Origin of the sequence: Flavobacterium paronense (genome assembly GCF_030409795.1) — a bacterium.
Classification (GTDB): domain Bacteria; phylum Bacteroidota; class Bacteroidia; order Flavobacteriales; family Flavobacteriaceae; genus Flavobacterium; species Flavobacterium paronense.
Map to the genome: position 1 here is coordinate 1,310,027 of NZ_JAUFQN010000019.1, position 18,036 is coordinate 1,328,062.

Consider the following 18,036-nt stretch of genomic DNA (forward strand, 5'->3'; position numbering starts at 1 on the left):
TTAATTATGAAAAAATTCAGCACAATTCTGGTTTTACTTTTTTTTGGAATGACATTCCAAGCTCAGATTATTAATTTTCCGGATGCTAATTTTAAAACAAAGCTACTGCAGTCGGATACCAATAATTATATAGCTAAAAATTTGAATGGGAACTATTTCAAGATTGATGCCAACAGTAACGGGCAAATAGAAGTCAGTGAAGCCCAAAACGTATCTTACATTGATGTCTATAGGTATTATAATGATCTCTATATTGCTAACTTGACAGGTTTAAGCAGTTTTACTAATTTAAAATTTTTCAGATGCAGTAACCATTCCATTACCAATTTAAATTATTCAGGGCTATCTAATTTGCAAGAACTGTATTGTAGCAATATCCTGCTAACCACTATCAATCTGGCCAATTATCCTAATTTAAAGAATTTTGACTGTGGCGCTAATCAACTGACGAGTTTGTCTCTAATTAACTTGCCCAACCTGGAACTTTTATATTGTGGTTCAAACCAACTTACCAGTCTTAATCTGTCAAATTTACCCAATTTAAAGATTCTTGATTGTGGTTCCAATCCATTTAATACACTGGATTTATCAAATAACAATGCCCTTACATATTTGGGATGTAGTCAACTTGGTTTAACCAACCTGAATGTTTCCAACCTATTGAATTTAGAGCATTTGGTTTGCCTAAACAATCAGTTAACACAATTGGATATTTCGGGCTTGACAATGTTACGCGATTTACAATGTCCCAACAATAGGATTGAATATATTGATTTAAGTGATTTTGCAACCGGCGGACCTCCCAATCAAGGTAATGGATTTTATGAACTCCGATTTAATAATCTACAGGCCATCAACGTCAAAAATGGTAATTTTGACAACTTTGGTATGATTGCTGAAGGAAATCCCAACATAACGTATGTGTGTTGCGATGAATCAGAAGTTTCAATGGTTCAGAGTTATTACAGCAGCGCTGTTTGTAACACAAACACTTATTGTAATTTTACACCAGGAGGCATATACTATACAATTCAGGGAAATCACAAATTTGATGTTGATAATAACGGTTGTGACAACAACGATATTACTATTCACAATCTAAAGTTTTCCTTTACTGACGGAACTAATTCGGGAACCATAATCAGTAATTTATCCGGAAATTATGCGATACCTATTTCTGCCGGGGACTATACCTTAGCACCGATTTTAGAAAACCCAAATTATTTTACGGTTTCTCCAACAACTACTTCGGTTAGTTTTCCAACAACAGCCAGTCCGTTTACTCAAAATTTTTGTATTACTCCCAATGGGTCACACCTGGATGTTGAAACATGGATTGTCCCTTTAACTCCTGCCAGACCTGGATTCGATGCAACATATAAAATATATTACAGAAATAAAGGAAATATATCTATCTCTGGAAACGTTACATTTTCTTTTAACGATGACTACATGGATTTTATTTCTGCAATCCCTACTCAAACCTATCAAAATCCTAGTTTATTAACATGGGACTATGTCAATCTGCTACCATTTGAAACCAGGGAAATTGAGGTAAAAATCAACATTAACACCCCCATGGAAACGCTTCCTGTTAACAATGGTGATATAATAAAATTTCAGTCAATAGTCTCGCCATTAAGCGGAGATGAGTATTTAACTGATAATGCTAATCGTTTAAGTCAGGTTGTTGTTGGTTCAATTGATCCAAACGACAAGACGTGTGTTGAAGGTGATAAAGTCGAACCGGACATGATTGGAGAATATGTTCACTATGTAATACGATTTGAAAACACCGGAACTTATGCCGCTGAAAATATTGTGGTTAAGGATTTGATAGACACTGATAAGTTTGACATTTCAACTTTATTTCCATTAAATGGAAGCCATAGTTATATAACTAAAATTACTAATACCAATCAGGTTGAGTTTATCTTTGAAAATATAAACCTCCCATTTGATAATGCTAACAACGATGGCTATGTAACTTTCAAAATCAAAACCAAACCAACATTGGTAGTAGGTGATTCTTTTAGCAATACGGCAAATATTTATTTTGATTATAATTTCCCGATAGTTACTAATACAGCTACAACGACAATTACAGCTTTAGGGAATCAAGACTTTGAGTTCACCAACCTATTTAGTTTATCACCAGTTCCTGCGAAGAACAGCTTGACTATTACAACCAAACAAAATGTAACGATTAGTTCAGTAAGTATTTACAATACCCTTGGGCAATTGGTGCAGGTAAATACAAATCCAAATGAAACTATTGATGTTTCCGAATTGAAAGCCGGGAATTATTTTATCAAGATTGTAAGTGATAAAGGAACGGCAAGTTCTAAGTTTGTTAAAGAATAAATAATATATTTGATTTTATACAAACTGTTTATGAAGAAACTTTACTTTTTCTTGACCTTAGTTTTTACTGTAGTTACGGGCAATGCCCAAATAGTGACTATTCCGGATGCCAATTTTAAGGCGAAGTTATTGTCAGCTACTGTTGGTAACGGAATTGCTGCAGATTCGGCTGGAAATTTTATAGCAATTGATACCAACAGTGATGGTGAGATTCAAGTAAGTGAAGCTTTAACTGTTTACCGTTTAGATGTTTCCTATTCTTATGTAAGCAATTTAACTGGTATTGAAGCTTTTTTGAATTTACAATTCCTGCAATGCCATAACAATCAACTTACTTCATTAAACTTAAGTCCTTTAGTAAACCTTACTTTTTTACTTTGTCATGACAATCAGCTCACTTCATTGGATGTTAGTAATTTATTAAATCTGCAAACTTTGGATTGCGGATATAATTTATCCCTGAATTCAATAAATTTGGGAAATGTATCAACTATACAAAAATTAACCTGCAACCAATGTCATTTGGCAAGTATAGATTTAAGCCATATAACAAGTCTTCAAGAGTTGATTTGCAGCTACAACCTATTTACTACATTAGACCTAAGCGGTCATGCCAATCTTCAAAAATTGTATTGTTACAATAATAACCTTACTTCTATAAATCTGGCGGGAGCAACTAACCTTCAACAGTTGGCTTGTAATAACAATCATCTCCAATCATTAAACGTAAGTGGCTTTGTTAATCTTTTATCATTGGCATGTTCTAGCAACCAAATTCCGTCGTTAGATGTTAGCGGCTTAGTTAACCTTGAATTTTTAGATTGCTCTGATAATCAAATTCATTCATTAGAATTGAATGGTATGGTTAATCTTCAAAGGCTTTATTTTTCAAATAATCAATTTGCGTCAATAGATTTAAATGGTTTAAGAAATATTCAATTTTTGATTTGTTCTTCAAATCATTTAACCACATTAGATACAAGCGACTTAGTCAATCTGCAATATTTATGGTGCGGTCTTAATAGTCTAACTTCACTAATAATTAAAAATGGAAGTATTGAAGGCACTTTAAATTTTTCAGGCAATCCTAATCTGGCATACATTTGTGTTGATGATGGTCAGATTGATTCCGTTCAAAACCAAATTGTATCATATGGTTATGCAAATTGTGTGTTAAACTCTTATTGCAGTTTTACACCGGGTGGCGATTATTATACTATTCAAGGAAAGAACCGTTTTGATGTTAATAATAATGGTTGTGATGCTTCTGATGTTTTTTTTCCTAATTTGAAGATTAACATCACTGATGGTGTAAACAGCGGTAGTTATATTTCTAATTTAACCGGAGATTATTCTATACCGGTAACAGCTGGCTCACATACTATGACGCCACAAGTTATAGAGAATCCTACTTATTACACTATTTCTCCTGCATCGGCAACAGTTAGCTTTCCGGATTTAGCAAGCCCGTTTCAACAGGATTTTTGCCTCACTGCTAATGGATCCCATCAGGATATTGAATCTTGGATTATACCACTAACAAGAGCCAGACCTGGTTTTGATTCCAGATATAAAATCAAGTATAGAAACATTGGAAACGTTACTGTTTCAGGATATTTAAACTTTTCTTTTGATGATGATTATATGGATTTTGTATCGGCAACACCAGTAGTAAATAATCAGGCCTACAGCTTATTGACTTGGAATTATACTAATCTAGTACCTTTTGAAACACGTGAAATGGAGGTTACTTTTAATTTAAACACCCCTGCAGAAAGCCTTCCGCTTAACATAGGTAACTTGATAAAATTTCAATCAACAGCTTTCCCATTATCAGGAGATGAACATCAAACGGATAATTCAAATTACTTAAGACAAATTGTTGTTGGTTCTTTAGATCCAAATGATAAGACTTGTGTAGAAGGAAATGAAGTAGCGCCAGAATTTATTGATGAATATGTGCATTATGTTATTCGTTTTGAAAACACCGGAACAGCCAATGCAGAAAACATTGTTGTGAAAGACATGATTGATACAGCCAAATTTGATATCTCAACAGTAGTTCCATTAGATTCGAGCCATTCATTTACAACCCGCATTAAAGATCCAAATCAGTTAGAATTTATCTTTGAAAATATTAATCTTCCTTTTGATGATGCAAACAACGATGGCTATGTTGCATTTAAAATAAAAACAAAACCAACATTAGTAGTGGGAGATTCTTTTAGCAATACAGCAAATATTTATTTTGATTATAATTTCCCGATAGTTACTAATACAGCTACAACGACAATTACAGCTTTAGGGAATCAAGACTTTGAGTTCACCAACCTATTTAGTTTATCACCAGTTCCTGCGAAGAACAGCTTGACTATTACAACTAAACAAAATGTAACGATTAGTTCGGTAAGTATTTACAATACACTTGGGCAATTGGTGCAGGTAAATACAAATCCAAATGAAACTATTGATGTTTCCGAATTGAAAGCCGGGAATTATTTTATCAAGATTGTTAGTGATAAAGGAACGGCGGGTTCTAAGTTTATAAAAGAATAAAAAAGCCCCGATAACTCGGGGTTTTTTATTTTACCTGATGCATGCCTGAAATTCTATAAAACTCTGGCATTTTTTTTGTTTGTAGCAAAAAAAATGTAGCAAACCGAAATGCTACAAAAAAATCGCTACAGATATGAAAATACGAAAACTAATCAGAGAAGAATTAAACCTAACACAGGATGAGATGGCAATGCTTTTAAACATCAGTCGTAGCCAATGGTCGCTTTATGAACTTGGATTAAGGGAATTGTCAACTATGGGATTGATTTGGGATAGTAGGGTAGGTCGTTTTTTTACTGCATTGGAAATGAGCGAACCAAAACAGCTTCCGCAAATAGCATTGTTGGAGTCAGAGAAAGATAAATTCATTGCAGCTGCATTACGGAAAAATGAAATTGATCAATATACTTGTGCAAAAAAGACAGAAAAAATGAAGAAAGCGTATAAAGCTGCGCTAAAGCTATTTCACTTAACTGACTTTATGCTCCAGTCTGAAGATCAGAAAGACGCCATCCATCTTGCTGCATTGGAAACCCTTAAAGCGAAGGCAGTCGTATTATTTCGCAAAAATGGGCCACAGCAATTGATAAAACTGGAAGTAAGACAGCAACTGTTGGAACAGGAAAAGTTGTTGCTGACTGCATTGTTAAAATAAAAAACCCCCGAAGTACTCGGGAGTTTTTATTTATTCAATTATTATTTTTTTTACAAATTGATTGGTATCAGAGCTGACTTTTAAATAGTATAAACCAGCAGAAAATTGATTTACATTAATTGATAGGGTATTTGAATTTATTGCAGTAGAATAAACAGTTTGACCAATATTATTTATCAAGGTCAAATTTGCAGAAGTGAATTGAACAGGCAAATTGATGTTCAAAACATTTTTTACGGGATTGGGATAAATAACCAAATTATTCTCATTTACCATGTTAGTATTTGCCAACGTTAAACTACAATTGTCTGATACGGTATTCGAATTTTCAATAGTATTTCCGGGAGTTAATGTATGTCCGGTAAACCCACTATAAGTATTTGCATAAAACGAACAACGGAAAACTAAGTTTTGTGCTGGCGCCGTACCTTGACTTAAAATGCCTGATAGTGCTACCGGATTGATGTATTTCCATACTTGTGTTCCGGCATTTGTAACTTCGGTAAAGGTTCCTGACGGACCGTTACACATCAAAACATTACCGTTAGACAATTGTTGCGCACCTGAAATATTTTGTGCATAATAACTATTAGGGTTACCCGAATTATAAATCCAAGAAGCAGCTGTTGGTAAATAGGGAAGTGTGTTGGTATAATTGTATCCATTAACAGGTGGTTCAATTATTTCTACAGTTGAATAATTTCCGCCGGTTCGGCCATTTCCATTATTAAAAACCAAAATGTCATTGGCAAATGGCAGTCCGTTTTGAATCCACTGTGCATTATGTTGTCCAAAGAATTTTTTATCAGCAACTGTACCGATGTTATAAGCTAATGGATTTCCCCAACGGTATAAAATGTCACCACCTTTGCCCGAATTTCCATTAGTGTGAGAAGCGGCTTGGGTTGTTGAAGTGCTGTGATCAATAATCCAGATTTCATTAAAGTTATGGGAACTGACCATAATTTGATCTAAAGTTGGATTATAATCAATGGCATTCATATGAATCCAATCCGTAACCGATGCACTGGCATTGTAGTTAAGATTTATAAGTTGTGGATTCGAAGCTACTGTTCCGTAATTTGGTTTTGAATTGTCATATTCTTGTATCATATGATCCCATAAATGCCATTCCCAAACTATATTGCCACCGGTTGCACCAACAGGTTGAATTTCGAGAATTTGTTCACTCCAAACGGTTGACGGAACTAATGATGGATTTCTCCCCTGAGCAATGGCTTGCGTATTGGTTTTTGATTCCCAAGCAATAACTAATATATTGCCATTGGGCAAGGCTTTTACATCATGGTGTTGGCATTTAGTGGCATCCGAAAGGGTATAACTCCAGGTTACATTACCATTCCAATCTATTTTTTCTATAACTCCTCCTTTTCCACCAGCATTAAAAGTAGTGTTATTAGCATTGCCGGTATGAAGCAAGGTGCCATCAGGAAGAATATATACAGCTTGTCCGGGTTTGTAATTGCTATTCCAGGTTTTTACTTGTTTACCACATTTATCAATTAAATATGTTGTGTTACTATTTATAGGCGCAAATAAAATATATCCGTCATCTAGCGTGCCAGCGTTATGTTGAATTAATCCAATAGTTTGACTTTTGGTTACACTCCAAATTAGGATGAATGCAAATTGAAATAGTTTCTTCATAGTTTAACACATAGCTCTAAACTATTTATTAACGATTATTTTAAAGGTTTTATTGTCTTTTGCATTGGCAATTCTCACAAAATAAATTCCGTTGTAAACCGTTGTTAAATCCATAATACAAAGTGTACTTCCTTGAAGGATTTCATTAGTTTGTATTACTTTTCCAAGTTCGTCAATCAGTGTTACCTTTAGATTATCTTCAATCATATCCGATTGAATTGCAATGAATTCTTGCGCCGGATTTGGATATACTTTTACATTTAATTTTGAAAGGTTAAAATCAGCATTTGCTAAAGTGTATTGTGTTGTGCTTTCAGAAATTGTAGCAGTGCCTCCCGTTTTATTGCCATAAAATGTTGGACCAACTACATAAGGATATGCTGAATTGTGATTGGCATCTACTGTAGTAAAATAGCAATAAATCCCTGAAGGATATTCTGGAGTTACACAAAATCTACCGTTGTGTACATCTAAATAACTAGCGTCTGATGCATGAGCAATCCATTCGTAATCTTCGCGGTATAATCCTAAAGGAAAGGTAGTGCTAACAGCTGGACCATCAGTAACATTGGTTCCATCGGCATAAACTGTTCTAGTGGTAATATTTCTTAGTTGGTAACCCGATTTCATTCTGACAATGCCTCCGGTTCCGTCTGCGTTAGCATAACCATAAGCACCATATATTGGGAATCCATCGTAAGCAAAACCTAGTAACGGAGAATGTTGTGTTGTGTTGATAACATATAGCCCATCAGAAGGGTAAGTACTGCAAACCGTTGAAATCACTTGTAAATCTAAACTAAAAGCACTCGGATTTTGATGATGGTGGTAATTTCCCATTGCCGGATGCGCTTTGGCACAATCAAATCCGACTCTTTCGGCAACTACAGCATCTCTGTTCCAAATTCCGTCTCCAGCTCCACCTAAAGGTCCACCAGCATTGGCACCAGTTGAGAATTTATAGGAAACACCATCGCGGTAATCAAATAAAGCGACTCCGTTTTTAAACAAACCAATATTTCCACCGCTTGTTGCGGTAGCTGTTCCAGTATTTTGAGTTGGACTTAGAGGAAATTTGAAAATGGCATTATTACGTGTTGTTGCTAAAGAAGGATTACCATCTAAAAAAGGGCCAGTGATATAAGCCGGAATACCATTCGTAGTTACATAAACCCAATTGGTTGAGTATTGTACAGTTTGCACATTGGCAGCCACCGCATCAGTTATTGGAGTGGAGTTTCCAGAAACATAATGACGACCAGTAATTCCTGTGGTGTTGCGCAACCATTGTGTAATGGCTGGATTGGTTTGTGCGGATAAAAATCCGTTAAACATCAATAAACTTGCGATTACTATTTTTTTCATAAATAACATTTTAAATTAGTTGGTTTTCATTTTTTGTGGTTCTCCTCTGTAAAATATTCTGCAACCAAAGGATTCTGTTTTGGTATTAGTGACTGTTTTGTTTTGTAAAAGTTCGTTAACTGCTTCGGCCAAAAAAGGTTTTGCATTGGCAGCATCTCCTGCGTTATCATCAATAGCACCTTCATATTTGATGTCGTATTTACCCGATTTGTTTTTCCAAATGATAAAAGCTTGTGGCGTATGTGTTGCTTTAAATTGTTTGGCAACTACTTGTGATTTATCTTGTAAATAGGGGAAATTAAGCTTGTCAGCCTTAGCCTTTTTTTGCATCAATGTAAAAGATTCTTCTTTATAAGCCAGAGTATCCATAGCGTCAATGGCTAACAGATAAACGCCTTTTGTCTTGTAATATTTGTTTAAGGTATTCAATCGATTAGAATAGAATTTCGCCATTGGACATTTATTACAGGTAAAAATAACCATAAATCCTTTGGCATTTTTATAACTTGAAAGAGAGACTTTTTTATTATCAACATTTTTCAAACTAAAATCTGTTATTGTTTTTGTATTCGAATTATTGTCAATGACGGAAAAGCTCAACGATAGAACAGCAAACAAAATGGCAATAAGTAAATATCCTAGGCGATTCATAACTTACTTTTTAATGAATTTTTTAGTAGTTACGGATTTTGTTTTTTTATCCATCATTTGAACAATATAAACTCCCGAAGACAAACTAGAAATATCAATTCCGTTTTGCCATTGCGGTTGCGGTAACATCATGGCAACTCTTCCTTCAATGGTAGTTAAAGTTAAATAATAGATTTCGGTTGAAGCATCACTCAGATTAATATACAATTTATCTTGAGCCGGATTTGGGTATAAACTGAAATCGGTATTTAAAGTGTTTTGATCATTACCCAGGTTTCCGGTAACAATAAATTGTCCCATCATTCCACCATCTTCATGACCTGCAAAATGGCAGTGATACATATAAGGATGCGTTACATCGGCATCAGCAAAATCGTCAAACTTTGCTACAAAAGTCACCGATTCATTTCGGGGTAAATAAAAAGTATCTTTCCAACCACTTTCATGAGTTCCAACTCCGGTTGCCGAACCATTACGAGCTACAATTTTAAACTCGATGTCATGAATGTGAAACGAATGTCCGAAGATGTTATTATTGGTAACGGTCCATTTTTCGATATCATTAAGGTTAACCGTTTTGTCAATATAATCAAAAACAAAAGTGTGATTGTCTAACGAAAATGGCGTAGCACCTTGTCCGCCTGTAACAGTCATTGTTCTTGTAACTGTTGCATTAGCTGCTGTCCAGTAGGTATTGCTAGCCAATATTGATGGCACAGCAGTAATTGGAGTTGTTGCCGTTGTAGTTGCGGCCACATTGATATGTAAAACGGAGAAATCAATATTATTTAATAAGCTTCCGAATTGACCTGTAGTATTTGGTTCGCCTCCGGGAAATCCTAAAGTTTGTCCCGAATTATAAGCTTTTAAATCAACTGACGAACCAACAGTATCATTTCCTAAGTTAACCATAATTTCGATACGTTCGCCAACCATCAACTTAACACGGGTTGCTGCTACTGGTGCATTCAACAATCCACCATCATTGGCAACAATATAAAAGGTTCTGTTATCGCTAAAGCCAAGATTATAACCACGTTCTACTTCAGCATTTAAAATTCGAAGACGAACATATTGTTTTGGTAAACTGATTTGACCATTTGGAGTTCCGTTAGTCAACATATAATCACCATAAACACGCACCGAAGTTGGAGGGGAGTCAAACTGATTGGCTGTTGAATAACTTCTACTGGTTAATGCTAAAACAATATCATCAACACCGTAAGTTCTTGGCAATGCCAGAGCCGTTTCTTGAGGATCTTTAACGATTATAAAACCACCAACTCCTTTAGTTATTTGTTCTTGTGTTGTTTCATGTAAGTGTGGATGATACCAAAGTGTAGCAGCCTGATTCATCACAGTCCAATAAGGTTGCCAAAGTGTTCCTGCCGGAATAATTTGGTGTGGTCCACCATCCATAACCGCCGGAAGATGCATACCGTGCCAGTGTAGTGTTGTAGACTCGTTAAGATTATTGGTTACATTCATGTGAACTTCTTCTCCTTTATTGATAATCAAAGTTGGTCCCCAAAAAGTTTCGTTGTTAATTGAGCCAGTCACCGTTAAATTACCAGTACGGATTTGTTTGGTCGACTCATGAATGTTTAAATTAAAATTAGTCCCGTATAAAGCTTCAGGAATTGTAATGGTATTGTATTGCGCTTGAAGGATGATTACACTAGATAAGGCAAGTAAAGTAAAGAAAGATTTTTTCATATGGTTTGGGTTGATTATAAGGGTTTAGACGAAAGATGTTTTTATTTCTTGCGCAGCAGCATAAAATCTATTCTCTCGGAAATGAAAAACGGTTATTAAACAGAAAGTCTTTATCGGTTAAGGTTACTAAAAAGGCCACTAAATCAACTCTGTCATTGTTAGATAAATTCATTGGCTTATCTAGTTCTTTTGGTAGATTTTTATCATGACCTAACGAATTGTAATGCTTTATGACTTCCGTCAGGGATTTAAATCTGCCATCATGCATATACGGAAATGTAAATTGAATATTTCTAAGTGTTGGTGTTTTAAATCTCAGATAATCTTCAGGTTTATTTGTAATTTTTATTCGGCCAAAATCATTTAACGTTTCATCAATTGACAATCCATTTTTCTCAAATCTGTCATCACTAAATAATGGTTCTTTGTGACATGATGCACAATTAATTTTGAATAAATCATAGCCATGTTGCTCTTGTGTGGTGAAACTTTCTTCTTTGCGCATCACTTTATCATACTTAGCATTAGAGGATGTAAGCATTACAGTGAATTGAGCTAATGCTTTCAACAACCGTTGACTGGTAATTTTTTCATCGCCAAAAGCTTTAGCAAATAAGATTCTGTATTTTTCGCTTGCTTGTAATTTGGCAATCACATGTTCAATTGTTTCATCCATTTCTAACGGATTAGTAATTGGATTTATAGGTTGCATTTCTAAATTATTCACGCCACCATCCCACATAAAATCTTTGTTCCAAGCCAGGTTGATTAAGGCCATCGAATTTCGGTTGCCAATTTTTCCATCGATGCCATGACTCAGTTGATGATCCACATGCGTAAATCCGGTTTGCTGCAAATGACAACTTTGGCAGGAAATGGTATTGTCACGTGATAAAATGGGGTCATAAAATAAGTTTCTCCCAAGCTGGAAACCTTCTTCGGTTAAAGGGTTTCTTTTAAAATCATATTTTGGCTTTGGCCAATTTTTGGGAATTTCAAAATATAATGGCGTTGTATATTTATTGGTAAACGAGAATCCAATTAGAACTAATAATAAAAGAAATTTCCAATATATTCTCATTCCAAATGAAACATTTTGACACTATCATTAGCTAATTCCGTGGCAAGTTTACATGGAATCATAACGCTGTTAGTTTGTGCCAGATTTATATTCGAAAAAAAGTCTTTTAAATCAATCGCAATAGTAATATTGTCATTGCTGTTGCAATTGAATTCCACTTTTCTCATCATATAATTCGGCTCACGGTAACCGCCAATGTGAAATTGAAATTCATTATTACGTGTTTTACAACTTGTACTTTTACCTTCAATTTTTATATTAATGTAACCACTTTGCCAAGCCCAATACATTCCTTTTGTAGGATCTAAATCACCATCCATTGCTCCAGCTGTATTGGTTAAACTATCTATACCTATATTGAAAGTAACTTTAGAAATTAGCTTGTCACTCTTTTTGGTGATTGGAATTTGAAATGAATTGGGATTGTCAAAATCGAGTAGGTGATAGCTGTTTTTTTTATAAAAAACAAAATTGTCGGAATATTGTATTTGAATATTGGATATATAGCATCTAAAGGTTTCTATTGACAAAGTGTCTTTGGATGCTGAAACATATTTTTTGTTTAGTTCGAACGGAAGCTTGTTAAATTCTAAATGAAAATTAACGTAAAGTGAATCGTTTTTACTTTGAGAATAAGCCTGAAAGCAAAACAAAAAAAGGAAAACAGTATGTATTCCTTTTTTAGTCATGTCTTGGTCTGCGTGGTTTTGGAGCAAATATTCTTCCTAAGTCTTCGGTCAGTTCGTTGAAGTCTTCCATTTGGTCTTTGTGACATAGTTTTTTGATGTCTACAAAATGTTTGAAATGGGTTTCTTCAACTTGTTTTTGATAGGAATTTAAGAGCGTAATCAAACTGTCTTTAGTTTTTACATTGACTTCCGTTTGGTTTAACTGATCGTATAATTCATTTTTAGTTTGGCGAATATCACTATCAAGTCTTGTTATTTCTCCGTGATGCCATTTGATTAATTTATCATACTCCTTTTGTTGCTGTTCATCAAAATGAAGTTTTTCCACAATAATTTCTTTTGGCATTGGTCTGCCTTCATGTGGTGGTCTGTTACCTTTAGGACCATTTAAGAATAAGAAACTTAAGGTTGCTAAATTGATAACTAACAATCCGATAACGGCAATCGTTAATAGTTTAGTTTTTTCCATTGTTATTAATATAACTGATTACTTTTATTGACAGTCATTTCTAAATAGGCTGTAGATGAATTTGTTTTACGTTTGGTTTTAGATGCTATAGCAGAAAAGTTTAACATTACTAAAACCGCAATTGATGCGGCAACAAGCCAAACTGTTTTTGAAGGGACTTTACTTTCCAGTTGGATTCTTTGCTGAATTTTTGAAAATAAAGCATCACTTGGTACTACAGGCGTCATTCCGTTAGTGCTGTTTAAAATATTTTCTATCCAATTATTTCTTTCCATGATTTCTTTGACGAATATTATTATTTTTTCTTGCGATAGTTATTGAATTTTTGAGATAATTTATCCTGAAGTACCACTTTTGCTCTAAAAATAAGAGATTCAACTGAGGAAATGCTCAATTGCATAATCTCCGAAATTTCAGGATTACTCAAGCCATCAAGTTTTGAAAGCAGCAATGCTGTTTTTTGATTTTCGGTAAGTGTATTAATAACTTCAAATAGTATAGCAGCATCTTCTTTGTTTTCCATCAAAATTCCAGGATGTTCAAAGGTTGCTTTGTTCAAGTATTCTGCTTCGTTTTGACTTTTTTTTCCAAAAATAAAAAAGCGTTTCTGACTGTTTTTTTGTTTGATACAATCCAGACATTGATTAATTGTAATGCGGTAAATCCAAGTCTTATGTGATGATTTTTGATTAAAACTTTCAAGTGAATTATAAACTTTTACAAATACATCCTGTGTTATTTCTTCTGCATCTTCAACATTTTGCATGTAATTCAACGCCACAGTATACACTAACGTTTTATAGTCGTGATATAATTTTTCAAAATGGAATTGGTTTTGAATCATCTGGTTAGTTTGTCAACTTTCGATTTGCAATGATACTAAAGGTTTAGTTATAAATGATTTTTTAAAAGTATAAATTATTCTATATTTGAACTTTGATTAAACAAATAAAACTAATCGTTATTATATGAAATAGCCACGAGAGTTTTACATGAAAAAGTATACTATTTTTTTTGTGGCTATTGCATAAGACAATAAAAAAACAATAACTAAGACTTATGAAATTATTAGAAGGAAAAGTAGCCATAATAACTGGTGCAAGTAGAGGAATTGGAAGCGGAATAGCGAAAGTATTTGCCCAACACGGAGCAAATGTTGCCTTTACTTATAGTTCATCAGTCGAATCAGCACAAGCTTTAGAAAATGAATTAACGGCAATGGGAATTAAATCCAAAGGTTATAAATCAAATGCAGCCGATTTCAACGAAGCACAAAAATTAGTTGATGATGTTATGGCTGAATTTGGAAATGTTGACATATTAATAAACAACGCCGGAATTACCAAAGACAATCTTTTGATGCGTATGTCGGAAGAAGATTTTGATAAAGTAATTGAAATCAATTTGAAATCTGTTTTCAATATGACCAAAGCGGTTCAAAAAATTATGTTGAAAAACCGCAAAGGTTCTATAGTAAATATGAGTAGTGTAGTAGGAGTGAAAGGAAATGCCGGACAAGCCAATTATGCTGCGTCTAAAGCTGGAATGATTGGTTTTACTAAATCAGTTGCTCTGGAGTTAGGTTCAAGAAACATTCGTTGCAATGCTATTGCTCCCGGTTTTATTGAAACAGAAATGACAGCTAAATTAAATGAAGACGTTGTTCAAGGTTGGAGAGATTCGATTCCGTTAAAACGTGGAGGAACTCCTGAAGATGTTGCTAATGCTTGTCTTTTCTTTGCTTCTGATATGAGCGCATATGTTTCGGGACAAGTGTTGAATGTGTGTGGAGGAATGTTAACTTAATTTTACGATAAACTATTATAACAAAAATGAAAAATAAATTATTCTTATCATTAGCCTTATTTTTTTGTGCAACAAACATAATGCTATCCCAAAATATTGAAATTAAAGACGATAAGGTTTTAGTTGATGGCAAAGAAATCTTGAAATATGAGAAAATAAACTTCTTTCAACATTCGTTCTATTCATTGACTGACGATGAAGAAATATTGATGTATAAATATAATGATAACGAAAGCAGAGAGTATAAGGAAGATGATTATTTTATACTCAATTTCCTGACTGCAAAGAAGAAAATCGAATGCGGCGACATCCAAAAGGTGGTTACAGGTTTAGGAATGAGTTCCAAAAAAAATATGGAAAAGTTGATTACTTGGCTATTAAAAGAAAAAGTTATTGATGTCAATGGTATTTTGAATACCAATAAACTAGATACTTTTTACGAAAAATATAATGAAAACATAACGGAAAGAACTATCAGATAATCTCCGATTTAAGAATAATTTTTAGTTTTTTTCAACCTTAAAATATATGACTACCACAACAATTTTGTTATTACTCGTATCCATACTAATTGCTGCTGGTTTATCATTTTACCATTATCTGTATAAAGTCAAAAGCAAGTCGAATGTGACTTTGTTTTTGGCTTTTTTGCGTTTCTTCAGCATTTTTGGGTTGTTATTGTTGCTTATAAACCCAATCATTTCAAGGAAGACAATTGAAACCGTTAAAACACCTTTACCCATAGTTATAGATAATTCAGCTTCTATAACTGATTTGAAAGCAGATAAATCAGCAATGGAAGTCTTTCAAAAACTTTCAGAAAACAAAGAACTTGATGATAAATTTGATGTTCAAACCTATCAATTTGATACTGATTTTTTACCGTCGGATACTATTGATTTCAAAGGAACGCAATCGAATATTGATGTGGTTGCCAAAAATCTAAAAAACATTTACAAAAATCAGCATTATCCAACGGTTTTAATTTCAGACGGAAATCAAACTTCGGGTGAAGATTATGTTTTTGGATTTGATCCGGAAAACAAGGTTTATCCATTGGTAGTTGGTGATACGGCGACTTATTTAGACTTGAGGATTTCTCAATTGAACGTCAATAAATACGCATTTCACAAGAATAAATTTCCAGTTGAAGTTTTTCTGAATTATGCCGGAAACAAAAGTATCAACACCACATTTAAAATATCGCTGGGAAATACTATTCTGAACGAGCAAACAGTTGCCTTTTCAGCTTCAAAAAAATCGGCAACACTAAATATTTTGTTACCAGCAGACAAAGTTGGTTTGCAGATTTTAAAAGCCACCATCGCATCAAAAGAACAAGAAAAGAATACTTATAACAATGTCAAAAATTTTGCTGTAGAAGTTATTGATCAAAAGACAGAAGTGGCATTAATTTCAGCAATTCCACATCCAGATTTAGGAGCGATTAAGCGCAGCATTGAATCTAATGCACAAAGAAAAGTAACTATTATTAAACCTAATCAAATCAGTTCGTTAACAAATTATAACGTTTTGATTTTGTATCAACCAAACGCCGAGTTTAAAGCCATTTTTGATCAAAATGAAAATGCCAAAATCAACACTTGGATTATCACAGGAAACGATACAGATTATAGCTTTTTGAATCAAAATCAAAACAGTTATACTTTCAAAATGAGTGGAAGCAAGGAAGATTATTTGGCTACATTTGAAAGTCAGTTTAATCTTTTTGCTTTAGATAATATCGGTTTCGAACAGTTTCCACCGTTGGAAAATCCTTTTGGAGCGATTACGGCCAGCGGTAATACCAATACGTTGTTATCTTCTACCATTCGTAATATTCCAACCAATCAGCCTTTGATGACTTTCACGGAAAATCAAGGTAAAAGAAATGCATTTTTATTTGGAGAAAACATCTGGAAATGGCGAGCCAATTGTTATGTTGATAAAAAAAACTTTGCGGATTTTGATATTTTTTTAGACAAAACGATACAATATTTGGCATCAAACAATGCCAGAAAATCATTGGTGGTTACTCATGAACGATTTTATAATTCAGGTGAAGGCATTGAAATTACAGCCCAATACTTCAACAAAAATTATGAATTAGACGAAAAAGCTAGATTGACAATTGCGGTTAGAAATACTAAAACCAAGCAAGTTAAAAATTATGATTTGCTTCGAACCACAAATGCTTTTCAGGTTAATTTAGATGGATTATCAGCAGGAAATTATTCGTTTACTGTGAAAGAATTGAATTCTAATTCCGTTTATTCAAGCAGTTTTGAAGTGTTAGATTTCGACATCGAAAAACAATTTGTAAATCCGGATTGGAACAAACTAAACCAATTGGCAATTCAAACTAAAGGCAAAGCATTTCTCCAAAATCAAACAGATGCACTTATCCAACAATTACTTGCTGACGACAGCTATAAAGCCATTCAAAAAACAGTCGTGAAAAAATCACCTTTGATTGACTGGATTTGGTTATTGGTTTTGATAGCCATTTCTCTTGGTGCAGAATGGTTTATTAGAAAATATAACGGAATGTTATAGTTTTACTTTTATCTCGAAACAAATTTACCTCCAAGATACGCCATTGGAATATAGGCTAATCCTAAATCGACAACTGTAAACCAAATTGGTGAAGGAAGCATGAAAACATTCAGTACGCCACCAACTAAAAAGCAAATTCCAATTGCCATAGCAAATCGCATTTTATAAGTAGTAGCTATACTTGCGGCAATTATTGCACCAACTATTGTTCCCAGTGCATGAGCAAGAAACGGTAATAAGAAATGTTTAGGTTCCATAAGTGGCATTGCGGCTTGTAAACCTTCCATAGTCGTTAAATCAGCTCCTTCTGGTGGAGGAATAATCGAACCGCTAGTCATAATGATTGACATGTTTACTGTTCCTCCTATAATTAGACCAGTAACTACTGCTAAAATGTTTTTTAAAACTGTCATACTAAATTAGTTTTAATTATTAGATAGTAAATCTCTTATTCTGAATT

At 34.0% G+C, this 18,036-nt stretch carries 16 protein-coding genes; 6 read left to right on the forward strand and 10 right to left on the reverse strand.

The window, feature by feature from the left end; all coding sequences use genetic code 11:
- Positions 1 to 6: 6 nt before the first annotated feature.
- From QWY90_RS07050 to QWY90_RS07060, 3 genes are all read left to right on the forward strand, one after another.
- On the forward strand, positions 7 to 2,364 hold the full coding sequence (locus tag QWY90_RS07050; RefSeq protein ID WP_290285170.1) for a DUF7619 domain-containing protein: 2,358 nt from the start codon (positions 7 to 9) through the stop codon (positions 2,362 to 2,364).
- A gap of 30 nt (positions 2,365 to 2,394) precedes the next feature.
- Positions 2,395 to 4,920: a DUF7619 domain-containing protein gene (locus QWY90_RS07055; RefSeq protein WP_290283921.1), complete on the forward strand. Its 2,526-nt coding sequence runs from the start codon at positions 2,395 to 2,397 to the stop codon at positions 4,918 to 4,920.
- Positions 4,921 to 5,053: 133 nt separating this feature from the next.
- A complete protein-coding gene (locus tag QWY90_RS07060; protein ID WP_290283914.1) occupies positions 5,054 to 5,575 on the forward strand; it encodes a helix-turn-helix domain-containing protein in 522 nt (173 codons plus the stop codon).
- 30 nt (positions 5,576 to 5,605) lie between these two features.
- Here the strand turns inward: QWY90_RS07060 and QWY90_RS07065 are convergent, their stop codons facing one another.
- The 9 genes from QWY90_RS07065 to QWY90_RS07105 form a co-directional block, all read right to left on the reverse strand.
- Positions 5,606 to 7,243: an aryl-sulfate sulfotransferase gene (locus QWY90_RS07065; RefSeq protein ID WP_290283913.1), complete on the reverse strand. Its 1,638-nt coding sequence runs from the start codon at positions 7,241 to 7,243 to the stop codon at positions 5,606 to 5,608.
- Positions 7,244 to 7,264: 21 nt separating this feature from the next.
- The gene (locus QWY90_RS07070) at positions 7,265 to 8,608 is read right to left on the reverse strand and encodes a YHYH protein (RefSeq protein ID WP_290283922.1); all 1,344 of its coding nucleotides are present in this window, start codon (positions 8,606 to 8,608) and stop codon (positions 7,265 to 7,267) included.
- A 15-nt stretch (positions 8,609 to 8,623) separates the two neighbouring features.
- Positions 8,624 to 9,259, reverse strand: a complete 636-nt coding sequence (locus QWY90_RS07075) for a thioredoxin family protein (RefSeq protein ID WP_290283923.1) — start codon at positions 9,257 to 9,259, stop codon at positions 8,624 to 8,626.
- 3 nt (positions 9,260 to 9,262) lie between these two features.
- Positions 9,263 to 10,975: a multicopper oxidase domain-containing protein gene (locus QWY90_RS07080; RefSeq protein ID WP_290283924.1), complete on the reverse strand. Its 1,713-nt coding sequence runs from the start codon at positions 10,973 to 10,975 to the stop codon at positions 9,263 to 9,265.
- Positions 10,976 to 11,042: 67 nt separating this feature from the next.
- Positions 11,043 to 12,056, reverse strand: coding sequence for a cytochrome-c peroxidase (locus tag QWY90_RS07085; RefSeq protein ID WP_290285171.1), 1,014 nt, complete (start codon positions 12,054 to 12,056; stop codon positions 11,043 to 11,045).
- Positions 12,053 to 12,745: an MbnP family protein gene (locus QWY90_RS07090; protein WP_290285172.1), complete on the reverse strand. Its 693-nt coding sequence runs from the start codon at positions 12,743 to 12,745 to the stop codon at positions 12,053 to 12,055. The genes QWY90_RS07085 and QWY90_RS07090 overlap by 4 nt, the downstream gene beginning before the upstream one ends.
- Entirely contained in the window at positions 12,738 to 13,214 is a 477-nt protein-coding gene (locus QWY90_RS07095; protein WP_290285173.1) for a periplasmic heavy metal sensor, read from the reverse strand. The genes QWY90_RS07090 and QWY90_RS07095 overlap by 8 nt, the downstream gene beginning before the upstream one ends.
- Positions 13,215 to 13,219: 5 nt before the next feature.
- On the reverse strand, positions 13,220 to 13,489 hold the full coding sequence (locus QWY90_RS07100) for a hypothetical protein (RefSeq protein WP_290285174.1): 270 nt from the start codon (positions 13,487 to 13,489) through the stop codon (positions 13,220 to 13,222).
- A 20-nt stretch (positions 13,490 to 13,509) separates the two neighbouring features.
- Complete coding sequence (locus tag QWY90_RS07105) at positions 13,510 to 14,058, reverse strand: RNA polymerase sigma factor (RefSeq protein WP_290285175.1); 549 nt, start codon at positions 14,056 to 14,058, stop codon at positions 13,510 to 13,512.
- 215 nt (positions 14,059 to 14,273) lie between these two features.
- Between QWY90_RS07105 and fabG the strand changes: the two genes are divergently transcribed.
- Genes fabG through QWY90_RS07120 form a run of 3 tightly spaced genes read left to right on the forward strand, consistent with a single transcriptional unit; the run spans position 14,274 to position 17,576 of the window.
- Positions 14,274 to 15,020, forward strand: a complete 747-nt coding sequence (fabG, locus tag QWY90_RS07110; protein ID WP_290285176.1) for a 3-oxoacyl-[acyl-carrier-protein] reductase — start codon at positions 14,274 to 14,276, stop codon at positions 15,018 to 15,020.
- A gap of 26 nt (positions 15,021 to 15,046) precedes the next feature.
- Positions 15,047 to 15,502: a hypothetical protein gene (locus tag QWY90_RS07115; RefSeq protein WP_290285177.1), complete on the forward strand. Its 456-nt coding sequence runs from the start codon at positions 15,047 to 15,049 to the stop codon at positions 15,500 to 15,502.
- A 46-nt stretch (positions 15,503 to 15,548) separates the two neighbouring features.
- On the forward strand, positions 15,549 to 17,576 hold the full coding sequence (locus tag QWY90_RS07120) for a hypothetical protein (protein WP_290285178.1): 2,028 nt from the start codon (positions 15,549 to 15,551) through the stop codon (positions 17,574 to 17,576).
- 8 nt (positions 17,577 to 17,584) lie between these two features.
- On the opposite strand, the gene QWY90_RS07125 is transcribed toward QWY90_RS07120, so the two are convergent.
- Positions 17,585 to 17,989, reverse strand: a complete 405-nt coding sequence (locus QWY90_RS07125; RefSeq protein ID WP_290285179.1) for a hypothetical protein — start codon at positions 17,987 to 17,989, stop codon at positions 17,585 to 17,587.
- Between the last annotated feature and the right edge of the window lie 47 nt (positions 17,990 to 18,036).